The 16311-nt window shown below is 42.0% G+C and carries 15 protein-coding genes and 1 tRNA gene; 2 read left to right on the top strand and 14 right to left on the bottom strand.

All coding sequences use genetic code 11. From position 1 onward, the window contains the following. Nucleotides 1-11 precede the first annotated feature (11 nt). The 13 genes from lolA2 to flxA form a co-directional block, all read right to left on the bottom strand. The gene (gene lolA2 / locus DWA30_RS03775; protein ID WP_114491203.1) at nt 12-644 is read right to left on the bottom strand and encodes a flexirubin biosynthesis/transport protein LolA2; all 633 of its coding nucleotides are present in this window, start codon (nt 642-644) and stop codon (nt 12-14) included. Continuing rightward, the gene (locus tag DWA30_RS03770; protein WP_114491202.1) at nt 634-1398 is read right to left on the bottom strand and encodes a polysaccharide deacetylase family protein; all 765 of its coding nucleotides are present in this window, start codon (nt 1396-1398) and stop codon (nt 634-636) included. The genes lolA2 and DWA30_RS03770 overlap by 11 nt, the downstream gene beginning before the upstream one ends. After that, nucleotides 1392-2420 (bottom strand): beta-ketoacyl synthase chain length factor, encoded by a 1029-nt coding sequence (locus DWA30_RS03765; RefSeq protein ID WP_114491201.1) that lies wholly within the window; start codon nt 2418-2420, stop codon nt 1392-1394. Before DWA30_RS03765 ends, DWA30_RS03770 begins: the two co-directional genes overlap by 7 nt. Next, nucleotides 2417-3637 (bottom strand): beta-ketoacyl-[acyl-carrier-protein] synthase family protein, encoded by a 1221-nt coding sequence (locus DWA30_RS03760; RefSeq protein ID WP_262510096.1) that lies wholly within the window; start codon nt 3635-3637, stop codon nt 2417-2419. The genes DWA30_RS03765 and DWA30_RS03760 overlap by 4 nt, the downstream gene beginning before the upstream one ends. Next, nucleotides 3615-3872: a phosphopantetheine-binding protein gene (locus DWA30_RS03755; RefSeq protein WP_114491200.1), complete on the bottom strand. Its 258-nt coding sequence runs from the start codon at nt 3870-3872 to the stop codon at nt 3615-3617. Before DWA30_RS03755 ends, DWA30_RS03760 begins: the two co-directional genes overlap by 23 nt. Further along, a complete protein-coding gene (locus DWA30_RS03750) occupies nt 3865-4476 on the bottom strand; it encodes a 3-oxoacyl-ACP synthase (RefSeq protein ID WP_114491199.1) in 612 nt (203 codons plus the stop codon). The genes DWA30_RS03755 and DWA30_RS03750 overlap by 8 nt, the downstream gene beginning before the upstream one ends. Further along, nucleotides 4476-5555 carry a methyltransferase gene (locus DWA30_RS03745; protein ID WP_245933858.1) on the bottom strand — a complete coding sequence of 360 codons (1080 nt, stop codon included), beginning with the start codon at nt 5553-5555 and terminating at the stop codon, nt 4476-4478. The genes DWA30_RS03750 and DWA30_RS03745 overlap by 1 nt, the downstream gene beginning before the upstream one ends. An 11-nt stretch (nt 5556-5566) precedes the next feature. Next, nucleotides 5567-6718 carry a beta-ketoacyl synthase N-terminal-like domain-containing protein gene (locus DWA30_RS03740; RefSeq protein WP_114491198.1) on the bottom strand — a complete coding sequence of 384 codons (1152 nt, stop codon included), beginning with the start codon at nt 6716-6718 and terminating at the stop codon, nt 5567-5569. Further along, the gene (locus DWA30_RS03735) at nt 6711-7148 is read right to left on the bottom strand and encodes an acyl-CoA thioesterase (RefSeq protein WP_114491197.1); all 438 of its coding nucleotides are present in this window, start codon (nt 7146-7148) and stop codon (nt 6711-6713) included. The genes DWA30_RS03740 and DWA30_RS03735 overlap by 8 nt, the downstream gene beginning before the upstream one ends. Continuing rightward, complete coding sequence (locus DWA30_RS03730; RefSeq protein WP_114491196.1) at nt 7145-7606, bottom strand: hotdog family protein; 462 nt, start codon at nt 7604-7606, stop codon at nt 7145-7147. The genes DWA30_RS03735 and DWA30_RS03730 overlap by 4 nt, the downstream gene beginning before the upstream one ends. Then, nucleotides 7606-8487 (bottom strand): lysophospholipid acyltransferase family protein, encoded by an 882-nt coding sequence (locus tag DWA30_RS03725; protein WP_114491195.1) that lies wholly within the window; start codon nt 8485-8487, stop codon nt 7606-7608. The genes DWA30_RS03730 and DWA30_RS03725 overlap by 1 nt, the downstream gene beginning before the upstream one ends. A 92-nt stretch (nt 8488-8579) precedes the next feature. After that, on the bottom strand, nt 8580-9311 hold the full coding sequence (flxB, locus tag DWA30_RS03720) for a flexirubin biosynthesis SDR family reductase FlxB (RefSeq protein ID WP_114491194.1): 732 nt from the start codon (nt 9309-9311) through the stop codon (nt 8580-8582). Nucleotides 9312-9322: 11 nt separating this feature from the next. After that, a complete protein-coding gene (gene flxA, locus DWA30_RS03715) occupies nt 9323-10849 on the bottom strand; it encodes a flexirubin biosynthesis tyrosine ammonia-lyase FlxA (RefSeq protein ID WP_114491193.1) in 1527 nt (508 codons plus the stop codon). Between the two features lie 101 nt (nt 10850-10950). On the opposite strand from flxA, the gene DWA30_RS03710 reads away from it, so the two are divergent. Next, nucleotides 10951-12213 (top strand): NAD(P)/FAD-dependent oxidoreductase, encoded by a 1263-nt coding sequence (locus DWA30_RS03710; protein ID WP_114491192.1) that lies wholly within the window; start codon nt 10951-10953, stop codon nt 12211-12213. A 533-nt stretch (nt 12214-12746) separates the two neighbouring features. On the opposite strand, the gene DWA30_RS03705 is transcribed toward DWA30_RS03710, so the two are convergent. After that, nucleotides 12747-12819, bottom strand: a tRNA-Gln gene (locus tag DWA30_RS03705). A 189-nt stretch (nt 12820-13008) separates the two neighbouring features. On the opposite strand from DWA30_RS03705, the gene DWA30_RS03700 reads away from it, so the two are divergent. After that, nucleotides 13009-16305 carry a glycosyltransferase family 117 protein gene (locus tag DWA30_RS03700; protein ID WP_114491191.1) on the top strand — a complete coding sequence of 1099 codons (3297 nt, stop codon included), beginning with the start codon at nt 13009-13011 and terminating at the stop codon, nt 16303-16305. Nucleotides 16306-16311: the final 6 nt, after the last annotated feature.

Below are 16311 nucleotides of genomic sequence, written 5' to 3'. Positions count from 1 at the left end.
GGTAAATTGGATTAATGCTTAAATTCGGAATCACCTACTGCGACATTCTGCTTTCGATCTACAAATTCAATATGCGTAAAATCACTGTTAGGTTCTATTAGCCGCACCGATACAACTGTTGCATCGTCTTTGGTGAATTGCAATTCGAAAGCTGCGATGTACCGTCGTAAACGTCGTTCAATAGGAGCAAATCGAACTAGATACCCATTCGAAGTTTTGAAGTAAGTGATGTCAAATTGTGATTCGTCGAACATATCTCCTTTAATGCTTTGTACGATCAAACTATTCAAGCTTTTAAAGATCTTGTTAGCACCGAGATCAATAGTATTGGTCTTTCCTTCCTCGATCACATACAAGGCATTGTTCTTAAAGATCGCTGTATTATCAAATGGTTCGGTATAACTCCATTTTACCTTATTAGGATCTTTAAACTTCAATTTTCCTTTAGAAACAATGTCGTTATCCAAGACACTTACATGTTTCGTTTGCTTAAAATCACTTACGATAGTAGTTGTGTTTTGTGCCGATTCCCGAACTTTCTCTTTAAAAGTAGTTCGTTCTTCTTCGGAAAGTTCCTCTTGACCAATTGCGATCGCGGTCGATAAAAATGTGAAGAGTACTATTAAAATATGCTTATGAATCATACAGCAACTCGTTAACGGTTACCATTTCGTAACCTTGTTGTTGCAAAAATAGCAACAAATGTTCCAAAATAGATTGAATGCGATCATGAGAATCATGCAACAAGATGATTGCACCGGGTTGTACTTTTTTTGTGAGTCGGTTGATCACAGCTTTCGGGTCCTTACTAACCGTGTCGAAAGAACGCACATTCCATCCCACCACTGTGTTATTGGTTTCTGAAATAGCTTTCGCAATTGCGGGATTTGTTACTCCGTAGGGCGGTCTAAATAAATCATTGGATTGCTTGGAGACTTCCGACACTAATGCATTGGTCCTCTTAAGTTCGTTGGTCACGCGTTTCTTTCCGAAGAAATCAAAAAACCAAGAATGCGAATAAGAGTGATTTCCCAATTCATGTCCTGCTGCTACCATCTGTTTCGCAAGATCAATCTGCGACTCCAACCGTTTCCCAATGCAAAAAAAAGTTGCTTTTGCATTATACTGCGCTAACAACTGCAACACTTGTGGCGTATAGGTGGAGTTGGGCCCGTCATCGAACGTGATTGCCACTTTTTTCGCGGTACTCGGACCTTGAGTAACTGCAGTTAAAAAATAATTAGAACGCAGGGTAAATGAGCCATACACAGTGATTCCCAACCAAAGCAAGGCCACCAATAGATACCACCCCATCCATAGAGGTACAAACTGATGCGCAATAGCCAGCACTAACAAGACTAAGATCGCAAGAAAGGATGTAGCTCTATGATTTAACATCTTCTTAGCAGCACAATACTGTGCTGTTTTCCTTTAAATTGATTGTACAATAAAATAGTGTTCACTGTGTTTTTGACCGTCCCTTTCCGAAGAAAAGTAGCAGGGAATTGTTGGTGTTTCAGCATTTTCGCGGCCAACCAAAAACCAAATCCGGAGGCCGTATAATATTCTCCTCCTACATGCTTGTAGCTCATTTGTGGAAGGTTGCTAAACAATGTGTTTGCCAACAACTCATAATACACATCATAGCCATCGCCATTTGTTCCAAAGATTACAGCGTCAATATTTTCTTCGGAAAGTTGATTCGATGCTAGGAAGCTACGTGCTTCCACCTCAATTTCCGAAGTGGCGATCGTATCAAAAAGTGCAACGTCCATTACCTGCGCGAAACCATGAGGGTTACGTTCTGAGGACATCACAAAAAAGTGTGCGCCTTCCCCGAAAGGAACCCTGACCGGTTGCGATTCTTTGGCTTCGATTAATAATTGATAATCGATAAACTGTGTTCCCAACTCGTCTACTCCTCCTACCAAAGCCGTTGTAATTTCTTGTTGTTGGATCATGAGATGTGCATCGGCTAAGGCCGACTCGAACGAGGCCGATCCATGAACAAATGTATTGTTATACGCTCTGCATTCTAGCCCTAAGGCAATTTGAGCCCCTACTGTATTATGGGTAGACTGTATGAAGGCTGTTGGACTAATAAAGGCTTCGTCGTTGGTAATGATAGCGTCTAAGAATTTTTCGGTGTCGGCTATACATCCCATCCCGGAACCTACGATTATAGCCTCTGGTGATTTTAGATTAGCAATTTCTAGTGCTTTCGATGCACTGGCAACTCCCATCTTTACTCCGGGAGCCATTCTGCGCGAAGCAGCGGGCGCGATCATTTTTTTATAATCGGGGTGATAAGCGGTGATTTTCTGTTCTTGCTTCGGAAGAATCTCGAACAACAGATCATCTGCATCGAAAGTAAGTTGCGGCGAGATCGAAACAGCACTATGTATAAAACAGCCTTTCATGATCTCGATAATAACAAGGAGGAACAATTTCCTCCAAATCCGAAGGAATTAGACAATACGTGAGAAAGGGTTTGTTGTTGCAATTTAGTAACGGGTCGTAAATTGGTTTCGGGCATCGCATTTTCCCAATTCAAATTTGCAAAGATCTTCTGTTGCTGTAATGCCATCACAGAAAAGACTGCCTCTAAGCCACCGGCTGCAGCCAAAGTATGTCCCGTAAATGATTTTGTAGAACTAAAAGCTGGAACCTGCTCCCCGAACAAGCGTGATAGCGCAACGCTCTCTGAAAGATCATTATTAAGGGTCGCCGTACCATGAGCATTAACATAACTGATATCGCTGGTGGTAAGACCCGCCAAATTTATAGCTTGTTTCATGGCTAAATAAGCACCTTCGCCCGTTTCTGAAGAAGCCGTTTGATGAAAGGCATCGTTGGCATTTCCGTAGCCCGACACATAGGCCAAAACAGAATGATGGTGTTTTTTAGCAATTTCTTCAGATTCTAACACCAGATAGGCTGCGCCTTCGCCTAAATTTAACCCTTTGCGATTCGCATCGAAAGGTGCACAGGCTTCGTCACTTAAGATCATCAACGACTTAAATCCGTTGATGGTAAACTTCGACAAAGGATCGGCACCGCCTACTACGACACGATCTAATTTTCCTGCTCGAATGAGTCGAGCGCCAAGCATAATCGCGTTTGCCGCCGAAGAACAGGCCGTACTTATGGTTGTTACATAACCGGTGATGTCTAGTTGTGTCGCAATTTTTTGTGTACTATCGCCTGCGTGGTGACTCGAAATAAAGTGTTGCACTTCCGGGCGGCTTGTGAATTCTTTATAATAACGTTCGGTTTGGTCCATCCCGCCAACGGTCGTTGCCGAAATGAGTCCGACGCGACTTGCATTGCTCAGCTTTCCGGCTTGTTGTAAGGCTTCTGTTGCTGCGATCGTACCTAGTAAGGCAGTGCGAGTGTAATTGTTCGTTGAAGGTAATTGTAGTATTTCAGCGAGCTCTGAATTGCTATAACGCACTTCTCCTACTTGAATTTGCTGTTTGTGGTTGGTGTTGATATGTTGAATGGTACCAATCCCACTTTCCGAAGCAAGTAATGCGCTAAGATTTTCATCGACCGAATTCCCGATGGCCGAAATGATTCCCATTCCGGTGATCGCAACCCGAGGTTGTGAGGTATTATTTGGTCCGGTGTTCGGCAATATAGTTTGCTAATACGTTGACTGACTGAAAAATCTCTTTACCTTGTTGGGGATCGGTTAATTTTATACCGTAATCTTTATCTAGCATAACGATTAATTCGAGGGCGTCAATGGAATCAAGTCCTAATCCGTCGCCAAACAGCGCGTCATCGTCTTCAATTTCGGCAACCGTCATATCCTCTAAATTCAATTGTTCTATAATTTGAGCTTTTAACTCTTGTTTTAGTTCATTCATTGTTATACACTTCATTAATAGCATCGGTTGTGTGCGGAAGCGCCCCATTTTCTCCTACAAGATAAAGAAATGCATCGTAATTTTCGGTGTCCATTTCTACCCATCCACACAGCACTGAAGCTGTTTTATTTGCTTGTAACAAACCGCTGCTGTACTGAAACAAATGGTTTGCATTAAAGTGGTCAAATATAAAAAAACTATTCTCGGAATGTAGCTTATGTTTAATACTAATCTCCCCCAAACAAATATTAGGCAGTGTATACACAAAAACAGCCGGACTGGGATAGTAATTATTCGCGTCTGCGATGGTTTCTTGGTGTTTACGGTCGGTGTCTAAACTACCCGCTCTATTTGAAAATACCAAGGCTGTATTCTCGTCCACGTATTTTTGATTTGATAAAAGGATCTCAGCGGCCAAGAATGCAAGTTTACTTAATGCGTCCATTTTAAAGAACTTAGGATACTTACCATTAAAATGTTGGTACGTCGCTTTTGCAAAAGCTGCAAAACTTTTTGAATCGCTTTCAAATAGAACTTTCTCACCCAATTTGATGCGGTTGTCCTTGATACGAATATAATCCTGTATAAAATGGTCGTTCTTCATTATTGCTTTTTACAAACCAGCATGGTGTGGAAGTCGCCTAAAGCGGTGTCCTCCATTACTTTTAACCCCGCCTTTTCAATAAGTCGAAGGAATACCGTCGACGAATACATCTTACTATTGCCATTCGCTAATGCCGTAAAATATAAGGATGTTGCTTCCAACACAAATTTCGCATTATCAAATTGCTGTCGGTCGGTAAATGTTTCTATGATAAACAATTCGGTCGTTGCATCCATTGCTTGCACACAAACCGATAGTATTTTCACGATCTCTTCTTCGGAAAAACAGTCTAAAAACTGACTCATCCAAATCACATCGGCACCGGAAACCATTTGTGGGTTAGGAGCCAACCAATCGATTGGCACTCCGTTTACTCGTTCCCCATATCCGGCATCAGCCACATTTGTTAAGGCTTTTTTTAACTGCCCCGGAAGATCAAAAATTGTGATCTTCACATCCTTGTTGTATGCACAACATTGCATGGCAAATTTACCGGTGTTCCCACCTACGTCATAAAGGCTGGAAGGATTTGAAGCGAAGGCACGTTCGAGTGCGTGTTCAAAGATCTCATCGGAATAATGATGGTCGAATTCGAACCATGATCGTTGTACTTCCGGGTCCAATTGTGATAGGCCGTCGTAAATGGTATTCCAATCACCAAATTCTTTTAAGCCGGCCGGTTTTCCTGTTCTTATGGCTTCTTCCAAGTAAAAAAGCCCTTTGTAGCAAACATCTTGCGTAAAATTAATATTCACGTCTACCGTCTTGTTATAATTTAGGAAATAGCCCGTTTTGGTTAGTTCGTATTTTTCAGCCTCATTTTTTAATACGATACCGGCGCTTTCTGCGATTTCAAGTAAAACTCCCAAGCCGTAGGTGCTAAGTGACAAGGCCGTCGATAATTCTTCAATAGTTACGCCGCCTTTCGATCTTTTATCGAATATTAGATTAAAAACACCCAGATTCCGAAGGGATACAGTGGTTTGAAATATAAAGGGGGCAAATGCAATCTTCTGTGCTTCGGCTAGTGCATCTATTGCACGAAGCGGTTTTTTGGTTATTGAGGAATTACTATTCATATGCGTGGTGGTTAGTTTTCTTTTATTTTCTGAAATATGGCCGCCGTATTACAGCCTCCAAATCCCGAACTGGTTTTTAGAAATGTGGTTAAGGGAACTTGCTTGGTCTCTGGAATTACATGTATGGGTTTTGAAACCCCTATCGCTTCAAATCCTAAAGAGGCGAATAACGTATTTCTATGAAGGGAATGCATCCCTACAATGGTCTCTACTAGACCTGAAGCACCCATGGTATGTCCAAAATAGCCTTTTAAACTGTTGAGCGGAATTAAATTCATTCCTAATCGGTCGAAAGCTACGGATTCCATCTCGTCATTGAATAGGGTCGCCGTTCCGTGCGCAGCAATATAATCTATCGCTTCAGTATGTATTTTAGCTTCTTTCATGGCAGACTGCACACTACGGTATAAGCCTTCACCTGTTCTCGACGGACCAGAAATATGATTGGCGTCATTACAAGAACTCCCGCCAAGGATTTGCACTGCGTCATCGCTAAGCAATTGCGTGTCTTTAGTGACCAACAGACTTGCAATGGCCTCTCCAATATTGATCCCCGATCGGTTTAGATCATATGGCTTACACTGTTCATGGCTCATCGCCTGAAACGCACTAAATCCGGACAACACAAATTTCGACAACACATCGCCTCCCGTGACGATCACATGATCGTAAACACCAAGATCGATATAGCGTTTTGCCATTACCACAGCTAACAAACCCGAAACACAAGCATTAGACACCAAAAGTGCTTCGTTGGTAAATTTAAAGTGATGTTGAATGACCTTTCCGAGCGTATTTAAGTAAGCCCTATCTTCGGAAAAGGGATGTGCTTTGTCTAACACATCGATGTTTCCTTTAGTAGTAGCAATAAAGAGGCCTACCCTGTCCGTTAGCTCTAAGTTAGAAGCTTTCAATACCGAATCGATAGCTGCGATCATAAGCGTCTCCAGTCGCGTATATGACTTCGACGGTGATGGAATGCTTTTATGATCTTTTAATTCTTCCGAAGAAATACGCGAACCATAAAAAGGGTTTGGAGATAGTCGAGGATCATTAATACGTTTTAAACCGGACCTGCCTTGCTGAACAGCATCGACAACCGATACACTATCGCTACCCAGTGGCGATATAATGTTGTTGTATGATAAATATACCTTACCCATGTAACAAACCTACTTTTTTCTTCCATTGGGTTAAAAATTGAGGGACTAGGAGTGCTAGTTCCCCATTTGAAGTTCGGGTGAAGACCTGGGTGGTTTTGCCGGTGCACACCACTTCTTTTGACGCATTAAAAATGGTATAGTTGAACATTAGTTTGGCAGCCTTGCAATCGAGAAAAGTGGTCTCTATGGTGGCTACATCACCGTATCGTAATGGTTTCTTGTGAGACAATGTGGACTCGACTATAGGCACCGCAAAGCCTTTGTTTTGAATGTCTAAATAGGTTAGGTCGTACTGCCGACCAAATGCTTCGCGACCTTCTTCAAAATAACTCAAATAATTACCATGCCACACAATGCCTAACGAATCTGTTTCGTTGAAGCGTACCCTTATCGGATGTGAAACGGTTAGTTGTGTTTTGGTTGTTTTCATAGGTCATCTTGTTTTTTGGTAATCACGGTCATAGTTGCGGCGGCAAATACGTTATCACCAACACGACTTGTAACTTGCACTTGGGACAATTCTGCAGCGGAGAAGGTCAATTGTACTTCGGTCTCTATTCGATTACCAACTTCTGGCACCTTAGTGATTTCAACTTCTTTAATCGCCGCGATATAGCCCTCTTGCGCAGGAAGATTTTGCTGATACTTGGTATACCCGGCGTGCAGCGCTGCAGCTTGGGCCATATGTTCAATAAGGCCTGATGCCACCAATTTTCCTTCGGAAACAAATAGGGTTGAATTCATAACTGTTAAGTGCACTAAGGCACGGTTTTCAGAATGTTCGACCAACGTATCGACCAATACCATAGGGTCGCGATGTGGAAGCAACTGTTCCATGTGTGCTTTTCCTTGAAGCGGTAGTTTTAGTATGTTATTGAGTTGATCCATTAGTCTATATCGTCCCAAAAATCGTAAAAATTAAACCACTGTAACGGATATTTATTCAATACGCGTGACACATGATCGGTGTATTTATTTAAAAGATCTTGTGCATCTTTCGGCTTTACTTCCACACGTCGTGCGTATAAATGGTAATGTCGTTTTGGTTCCCGCATTACATACACGAACAGCACCGGAACACGTAATCTAGCCCCTAAATGAAAAGGACCTACAGGAAATTTTGCTTCTTTTCCCAATAAGGTAGATCGCATACATTTTGCGCCATCGAGATAACGATCGCCGGTAATACAGATAATTCTATTTTCTGAAAGTGCGGCATTTATCTCAAAGATATGCGAAAGATCCTCTTTAATAATGATAAAATGCGTGCGTTCTCTTTTTAAATATTGATCCAAGTATTCCTTAATATCCTGATGTTCCTGATCGGTGATGACGATACTAACTGAGGCATTTGTAAGACGTTCGGCAAAGAAATACTGTGCCAATTCAAAATTACCTACATGCGCACTTATTAGGATTCCTCCTTGTTGCTGTGCAAGGGCCTCGTTCAACACCTCTTCTCCATCGAATTCGAAGGTGTAGGATTTTCGTAAGCCTGAAGAAATTGCCACCTTATCCACTAAGGTTTGGCCGAAGACGTAATACGATTTGTAGATGCTTATCGAGCTTTTTAACCAAGAATAGCCGCGACGTTTATGGAAGTAGTAATACAGTCCGCGCACATTTTTGCGGGAGAACAAACAAAAATAAGGGATGGGAAGATGCATTAATGTATAGGCCGCGCGTATTCCGAAATTTTTAATAAAGAATACAAACACTTTGAACCCAAAGACTGTTCCTCTCGATTTGCCGTCCCACTCTGCCGCCATGCGTTGAATTCCTTAGTTAATTTTCCGTTGTGGAAGGTGAATTTGTGTGATCTCACAAACTTACGGGAATTTTTATGACTTCGGAAACTTCGTTACGAATAGAGTCCGCCGTTAATATTTATCACCTCACCGGTGATGTAGGATGCCTTTTCTGAAACCAAGAAGGATACTAGATGAGCCACTTCTTCGGCGGTTCCAAAACGGTTTGCCGGAATGAGTTTCTTTGCGTCTTTTTCATTTATGGAAGCAGTCATATCGGTAGCGATAAATCCGGGTGCAACCGCATTTACTGTAACCTTGCGTTTGGCCACTTCTTGGGCTAATGATTTCGTTGCACCAATAACTCCGGCTTTGGCCGCAGCATAATTTGCTTGTCCGGCGGTTCCTTTTAATCCCGAAACAGAAACCAGATTTACAATTCTTCCGAAGCGATTTAACACCATCTTTTCTAAAAGCTGACGTGTTACATGGTAAAAACCATGCAGACTGGTATCGATCACACTGTGCCAATCTTCGGAAGGCATCCAAACAAAGAGTCCGTCTTTGGTTAGCCCGGCATTGTTTACCAACACTTCTATGATCGCCTCCGGCTGCTGTTGTTCAAAATCGTTTAACGCCTTTTCTACCGAACTAGCATCACTTACATCGAAGGCCAGCAGGCTCCCGGAGCCTCCAACCGATTTTACCGCAGCCAACGTTTCTAATGCAGCCTCTTTGTTCTTGTTGTAATTGATAAGGACATGATAAGAGGTGTCCTTTGCGATTTGAACACAAATTGCTCGACCTATACCTCTAGAACCGCCTGTAACTAATGCGTATTTCATAGTTTGAATCGTTATCTTTCCGAAGCCATAATAAACGCCTTTACCTTGGCGACATACCGATACATGACCACATCTTTCTTAAGTACCGGCACCAATTCGCGAATTTGGTCGTACATGAGCTTGGTCTTTGAAGACACCTTGTCTTGGACCTTTAAGTATTCAATGGCTTGCGTAATGGTAATTAATTCTATTGCGACAACTTCAAAAGCATTCTCGATGACCTTTTTTGTAATGAGTGCGGCATTGGCACCCATGCTCACCACATCCTGATTGTCGTTATTATTTGGAATGCTATGCACATACATCGAATTTGACAACATCTGATTTTCGGCTGTTGTTGAAGTTGCCGTAAATTGTACCCCTTGCATACCGAAATTTAATCCTAATTCGCCCAGATTTACAAATGGAGGGAGTATATCGTTCAGTTTCGGATTTAGCAAGTAATTAAGTTGTCGTTCGGCAAGCACGCTCATTTTAGTCACCACTAATTTAAGCTTATCCATTTCTAATGAGACGTAATCACCGTGGAAGTTTCCGCCGTGATATACCTGTTGTGACGCTATGTCGACAATAGGATTATCGTTGGCAGAGTTTACTTCTTCGATCAAGATCTTTTCTACATTGTTTAGGGTATCTAACACCGGACCCAAAATTTGAGGAACACAGCGCAGCGAGTAATATTCTTGAACTTTCTCTTCAAATACGGCATGATCACCCACATCTTTGTACAGGTGATGCTCGCGCTTTCTAGTTAGTTTGCTGTCGGCCAGATGCTCGCGCATCATTTGTGCGATTTGCCGTTGGCCCAAATGTTTTTTCGCCTGATTCAAGGGTGCCGACAAATGGTCGTCGTAGGCTTTCACTATTTCATTGATTGCCGAAGCGCAAGAAACCATCCAATGTAATAATTTACGCGTACGAATTACATTAACGATCCCTACTCCACTCATTACGGAAGTTCCATTCATCAATGCCAAGCCTTCGCGCAATGCGATGGTGATAGGATTAAGTCCTTCTTCTTCGAAAACAGCTTTTGTCTTTCGTTGTTCGCCTTTATAGTAAACTTCTCCTTCGCCAATTAACACCAAAGAGATATGCGCCAATTGTACAAGATCACCACTGGCTCCCACTCCGCCATGCTCATAGACCACCGGAATAATATTTCGGTTTATCAATTGTGTCATGAGCTCGATCACAGAGGTATGCACACCCGAATTACCAATGCTTAGTGTATTTAATCGTGCCAACATAGCCGCTTTTACATAGCTAGCCGGTATTGGGTTACCACTTCCCGACGAGTGGCTTCGAATTAAATTGTATTGCAGTTCGATACGTTTGGCGTCTTCGATCTTGTATTGTGCCATAGGCCCAAAACCTGTGTTGACACCGTAAATGATCTTATTTTCTGAAAATCTTGTTAGGAAATCGAAACTCTCTTGTACTGTTTTGAGGACTTCTGAAGGAATAGTGACTTGGGCGTTATTGAAAACAACTTCATAAAAATCTTCTAATTGTAAGTTCCCCTTGTCTTTTAGCATGTATGTTGTTTTCTAAAAAGTTTTGGCAATTTATAATTTATAACTAAAAGTAAAGTAGTTATTTTGAATGGCAAATTTAACATAAATTCAGCAGCTTTATTTTGAATCGGAACAAAGATCTAAAAATCGATGTGCTAATTATAGGAGCCGGTCCTTCGGGCTGCGTTGCTGCGGCGTATCTACACAACCACGGTATTGAGATAGCTGTCGTCGAAAAATCGGTATTTCCTCGTTTTGTGATAGGCGAAAGTTTGTTACCACGTTGTATGGACCATTTTGAAGAAGTAGGGTTGTTAGACAGTCTAAAGGCCCAACAATACGAGGTCAAGCGAGGCGCCCGATTTATTAAAAAAGATGTGGTGTGCCATTTCGATTTTAGCGACAAATACACGCAAGGTTGGGATTGGACCTGGCAAGTTCCCAGAGCTCATTTCGATAAAACACTAACCGACACCCTACAAGCCAAAGGTGTGGATATTCACTTTAATACAGAAGTGGTCGATGTTGTATTTGCTGAAGATGGAAGTTCTACAACTACCGTTTTAGACGAAAAAGGTACTACTCGAACCATTCATTCTACATTTATTATCGATGCCAGTGGCTTCGGAAGGGTGCTGCCTCGCATGCTTGATCTGAATGCCCCTTCGAGTCTTCCTAAACACAGTTCTATATTTACCCATGTAAAAGAACCCGAACGCCCTGAAGGTACCGAAGGCACCTTGATCACTTTCGATGTGGTTACCGACGATACCTGGTTATGGGTGATTCCTTTTTCGAATGGAATTACCAGCATAGGGTTTGTAGGCCCTACGGATGTTATTATGGCTACTTCGGAAAGTGCTTCGGAAAAATTACGATCCCTGTTAAAAATGTCCAATCACTATCACGACCGCTTTGAAGCGTTGGACTTTTTATTTGAGCCAAAGGTGATTCAAAATTATTCGAAGTCGGTGAAACAATTGTACGGCAATGGCTATGCTTTAACCGGCAATAGTGCCGAATTCTTAGATCCGGTATTTTCGTCCGGAGTGACCTTTGCCACCGAATCGGGCTTGTTGGCAGCGAAACTTATTACCAAAGAATTACAAGGCATAACGGTAGACTGGGAAAAGGAGTATAGCGGTTATATCAAAGAAGGAATAACTGTTTTCGGCACCTATGTAGCAGAATGGTATACCGGGAATCTTCAGAAAATATTTTTTCAATCCAATAGCAATCCGGAGATCAAACGACAGATCTGTGCTGTCTTGGCGGGCTATGTATGGGACCAATCCAATCCATTTGTTAAGAATCACCACCGTTTGGTAAAAACAGTGGCTCATGTGATCGATCTCGAGCAGGCTGCAAATAAGGACAACACCTAGCACCCATATTTAGAATTTTGATAGCCAGTCAAGCGCGATAGGGGTTGAGCGGCCTGTATAAGCTCCTGCCGGAAGTAAACGGCAGAGCGAGTAGCGAAGACCCGACCCGCCGAAAGCGGGGATCGCCCAGACAAAAAGCAATCGGATCCTGATAACGAACTACCACCCATCTTAGCAACAAATAACAATAATTGAATGGCAATTGCACCGCGGACCCAAAGGTCTAAGTAAAACGCAGGATCGAGATTGTAGGTGGGGAACGCCCGATTCAAAAAAGTCTTCGGGAATTAGGGACCATCGAACCCAACCTTTAGCAATACAAAAAAACTCAACTTGGAAAAGCAGCGAGGAACCACAGATTCAAAAAATGTACAATCGGGATAAAGTGTGGGGAACGCCCGATTCAAAAAAGTTGTCTAAAAAATTACAACTTTTTTGAATCGGGCACCTACAGTCCCGTAGGCCATGAGGGACAAGTGGTAACCATATAAAACAAAAATCCCGATCGGATAAGGATCGGGATTTCAATGTTGTTGGCCTACTAGGGCTCGAACCTAGACTCTTCTGGACCAAAACCAGACGTGTTGCCAGTTACACCATAGGCCAATACTATAATGCGGGTGCAAATTTAAAACAAAGTTTCTGTTGTACAAACATTTTTCGGCAAAAAATACAACTATGCTAATTTAAGGCTTTTTATAAGATACTACTCTTTAAAATTATACGTTAGCAATATTTCATAGCCAGACTCCACATATTATTATTAAATTCGCACTACCAAAATAAGACATTTATATGGGTTCTTTTAACTTTTCAAGATGGAATAATATCCTAGGCTGGTCGGTTTTTGCCATCGCTTTACTAACGTATTGGCTCACAGTAGAACCTACTGCAAGCTTCTGGGATGCGGGAGAATACATCACTACTTCCAGTAATTTGGAAGTTGGGCACCCGCCGGGAGCGCCTCTTTATCAGTTACTTGGTGCTTTTTTCTCCATTTTCGCAATGGAACCAACCAATATTGCACTAACGATTAACCTCATGTCTGTTTTTGCCAGCGCATTTACGATCCTGTTTATGTTTTGGTCGTTAACCATCTTACTGCGAAACCTAGTTGCCAAAAATCAAGAACTCAACACCAACAATGCCGTGGCCATCTTGGGTAGCGCTGCCGTTGGATCGTTAGCCTTTACGTTTACCGATAGTTTTTGGTTTAATGCGGTTGAGGCCGAGGTATATGCCGCCGCCGCCTTTATGATGGCAGTTTTGTTCTACGCCGCCTTGCGTTGGGAACGAGATATGAACAATCCGCGTGGCAATAGATGGGTGATCTTAATAGCTTTTATTATCGGTTTATCGTTTGGAATTCACTTTATGGGATTGCTTACCATACCGGCCATGGGCTTTTTGTATTTCTTCAAGAATTACAAAACGGTGACCTTCAAAAATTTTATAGTGGCGAATGTGGTCGTGGTTGCCATCTTGCTTTTCATTTTCAAGCTATTACTGCCAATGACCATGAAGTTCTTTAGTGCTTCGGAAATCTTTTTCATTAATAGTATTGGGTTGCCGTTCAATTCGGGTACCATTATCGCCGGTCTTGTCTTTATTGCCTTGTTCTATTACGGTTTACGCTACACACGTAAGCGTGGTTATGCACAATTCAACACCTTGATTCTGTGCATCCTCTTTATTTTTATTGGTTTTTCGAGCTGGTTAATGTTACCCATAAGAGCTAACGCAGGTACGGTGATTAATGAGAACAATCCAAACAATGCACGCGAACTTCTCGCCTATTACAACCGAGAGCAATATCCTGAAACACACTTATTCTACGGACCGTTGTTCACCGAAGCCTACGCAGGATTAGATCCGGACAACCCTTATAAGGACGACAAACCAAAATACGAGCAAGACGAGAAAACCGGTAAATATGTAATAGTTAACGATTACAAAAATGCGAGTCAGAATACCGATGACGCTCATAAAGCATTTTTGCCTCGTATGTGGAGTATAGAGAACAACGCAAATTATTTAGAGTTTACCAATGGCTTAGAATTCTCTGTAAAAAGCGATTACAGAAGTGAACCTCGCTTGATGGAAGAGGTCGCAAAGTTTAAACAGGCCTACGAAGAGGGGTTGGTTAGTGGAGAGGATTACGATGCCTTTTTAAAGAATTTTGGGCTGTATTTAGATATTCAGAAACCTTCCTTCGCACAGAACATTAAGTTTATGTTCGAATACCAATTTGGATATATGTATTGGCGCTATTTTATGTGGAACTTTGCCGGGCGACAAGACGATATTCAAGGGCAGTATACCGATCTGCACGGTAATTGGCTTAGTGGGATCAATTTCTTAGACAGCCTACGATTAGGGTCTCAAGAAAACCTACCCAGCGATATAGAAAACAACAAAGCTCGCAATACCTATTATATGCTACCACTAATTATTGGTATCATAGGATTGGTGTTTCATTTTAAGAACGATCCTAAGAATTTTTGGGTGTTGCTGGTCTTCTTCTTATTTACAGGTTTGGCATTAAAAATTTATCTAAATGAGCGTCCGTTCGAACCGCGAGAACGGGATTATGCCTTGGTTGGATCTTTCTATGTGTTTGCCATGTGGATAGGTTTTGGGGTGTATGCGCTGTACGAAATGCTAAAGGAGTACATAAAGCCCAAGTTAGCCCTACCTATTGTTATGGCGGCAACTACCTTAGCCGCTCCAGTGCTATTGGCGACCCAAAATTGGGACGATCACGACAGGTCGAACCGATATACCGCAAATTCGATGGGAAAAATGTATCTGGATTCGGTAGATGAAAACGCCATCCTCTTTACCATTGGAGATAATGATACGTTTGCACTTTGGTATGCACAAGGAATTGAAGGCTATCGACAAGACGTTCGTATTGTAAATACAAGTTTGTTCCAAACCGATTGGTATATCGATGATATGAAGACCAAACAGTACGACAGCGACCCGTTGCCTATGCAATTAACCCACGATAAGTATACCTTCGGAACTCGGGATTTCCTTTTCTATCAGCAAACAAAACAGGACACTATCGATATTAAGACCTGGATGAACTGGGTGGCCAATGACAGCCCAGTTACGCAAGTAGAGCTTGAAAGCGGTCAGATGGCACATACGTTCCCTTCTAAAGTGATACGAATCCCAGTAGATAAAGAAGCAGTACTTAGAAACGGAATCGTCCCTGAAAAGGATGCAGACAAGATCGTACCGTATATCGATATTACACTGAACGGCAATATCTTGTACAAGAATCGAATGGCGATGTTGGACGTGATCGCGAACAACAACTGGGAGCGACCCATATATTTTAGTGGAGGTGCATTTGGGGATGATGACTATCTATGGATGAAGGATTATCTTCAACTCGATGGTGTCACTTATAAACTCGTACCTATTAGAACTCCTGTAGACCAACGAAACCCATTTGATATGGGACGTGTGGATAGCGATAAAATGTTTGAGATCGTAATGAATTGGGATTGGGGTAATAGCGGTAGCCCGGATATTTACCACGATATAGAAACGCGAAGAAACGGTATTACCTACCGTAGCAATCTCGCTCGTTTGGCAGAAAAACTAATTAATGAAGGCAAGAACGATAAGGCCGAACAGGTTTTCGATCTCGCCATGGAAAAAATGCCGGTGAAGTATTTCTCATTCTATTCGTTGTTAGAGCCATACGTATTAGGGTATTACGAGATCGGTAAAAATGAAAAAGCAAGAGCCTTGTATGAAGAAGTTTCTCAAATCTATCAGGAACACCTGTTGTACTACAGCGGTATGAAAGTACAAAAGCAGTATGAAATTGCCGATGAAATTATTAGCGATATGGAACGCTATCGCGGTCTTGTGGACATCTTAATTGTAATGGATTCTGAAGAATACGCACGTGCCGAAGCTGCTAAGTTCAATGACTATTTAAAATTGTTTAGACACTTCTATTCACCCGATGAAGGTATGGACCTCGATAGAGAGGTCATCGAAGAACCCGATGTCGATCTTCCACTCGACACGGTGGCTCAAGACAATGTAAATGTTGAATTAGAACAATAAAAATGT

The organism is Candidatus Ulvibacter alkanivorans (assembly GCF_003333325.1).
GTDB lineage: Bacteria > Bacteroidota > Bacteroidia > Flavobacteriales > Flavobacteriaceae > Ulvibacter_A > Ulvibacter_A alkanivorans.
This window is presented reverse-complemented; position numbering and strand designations above follow the sequence as displayed.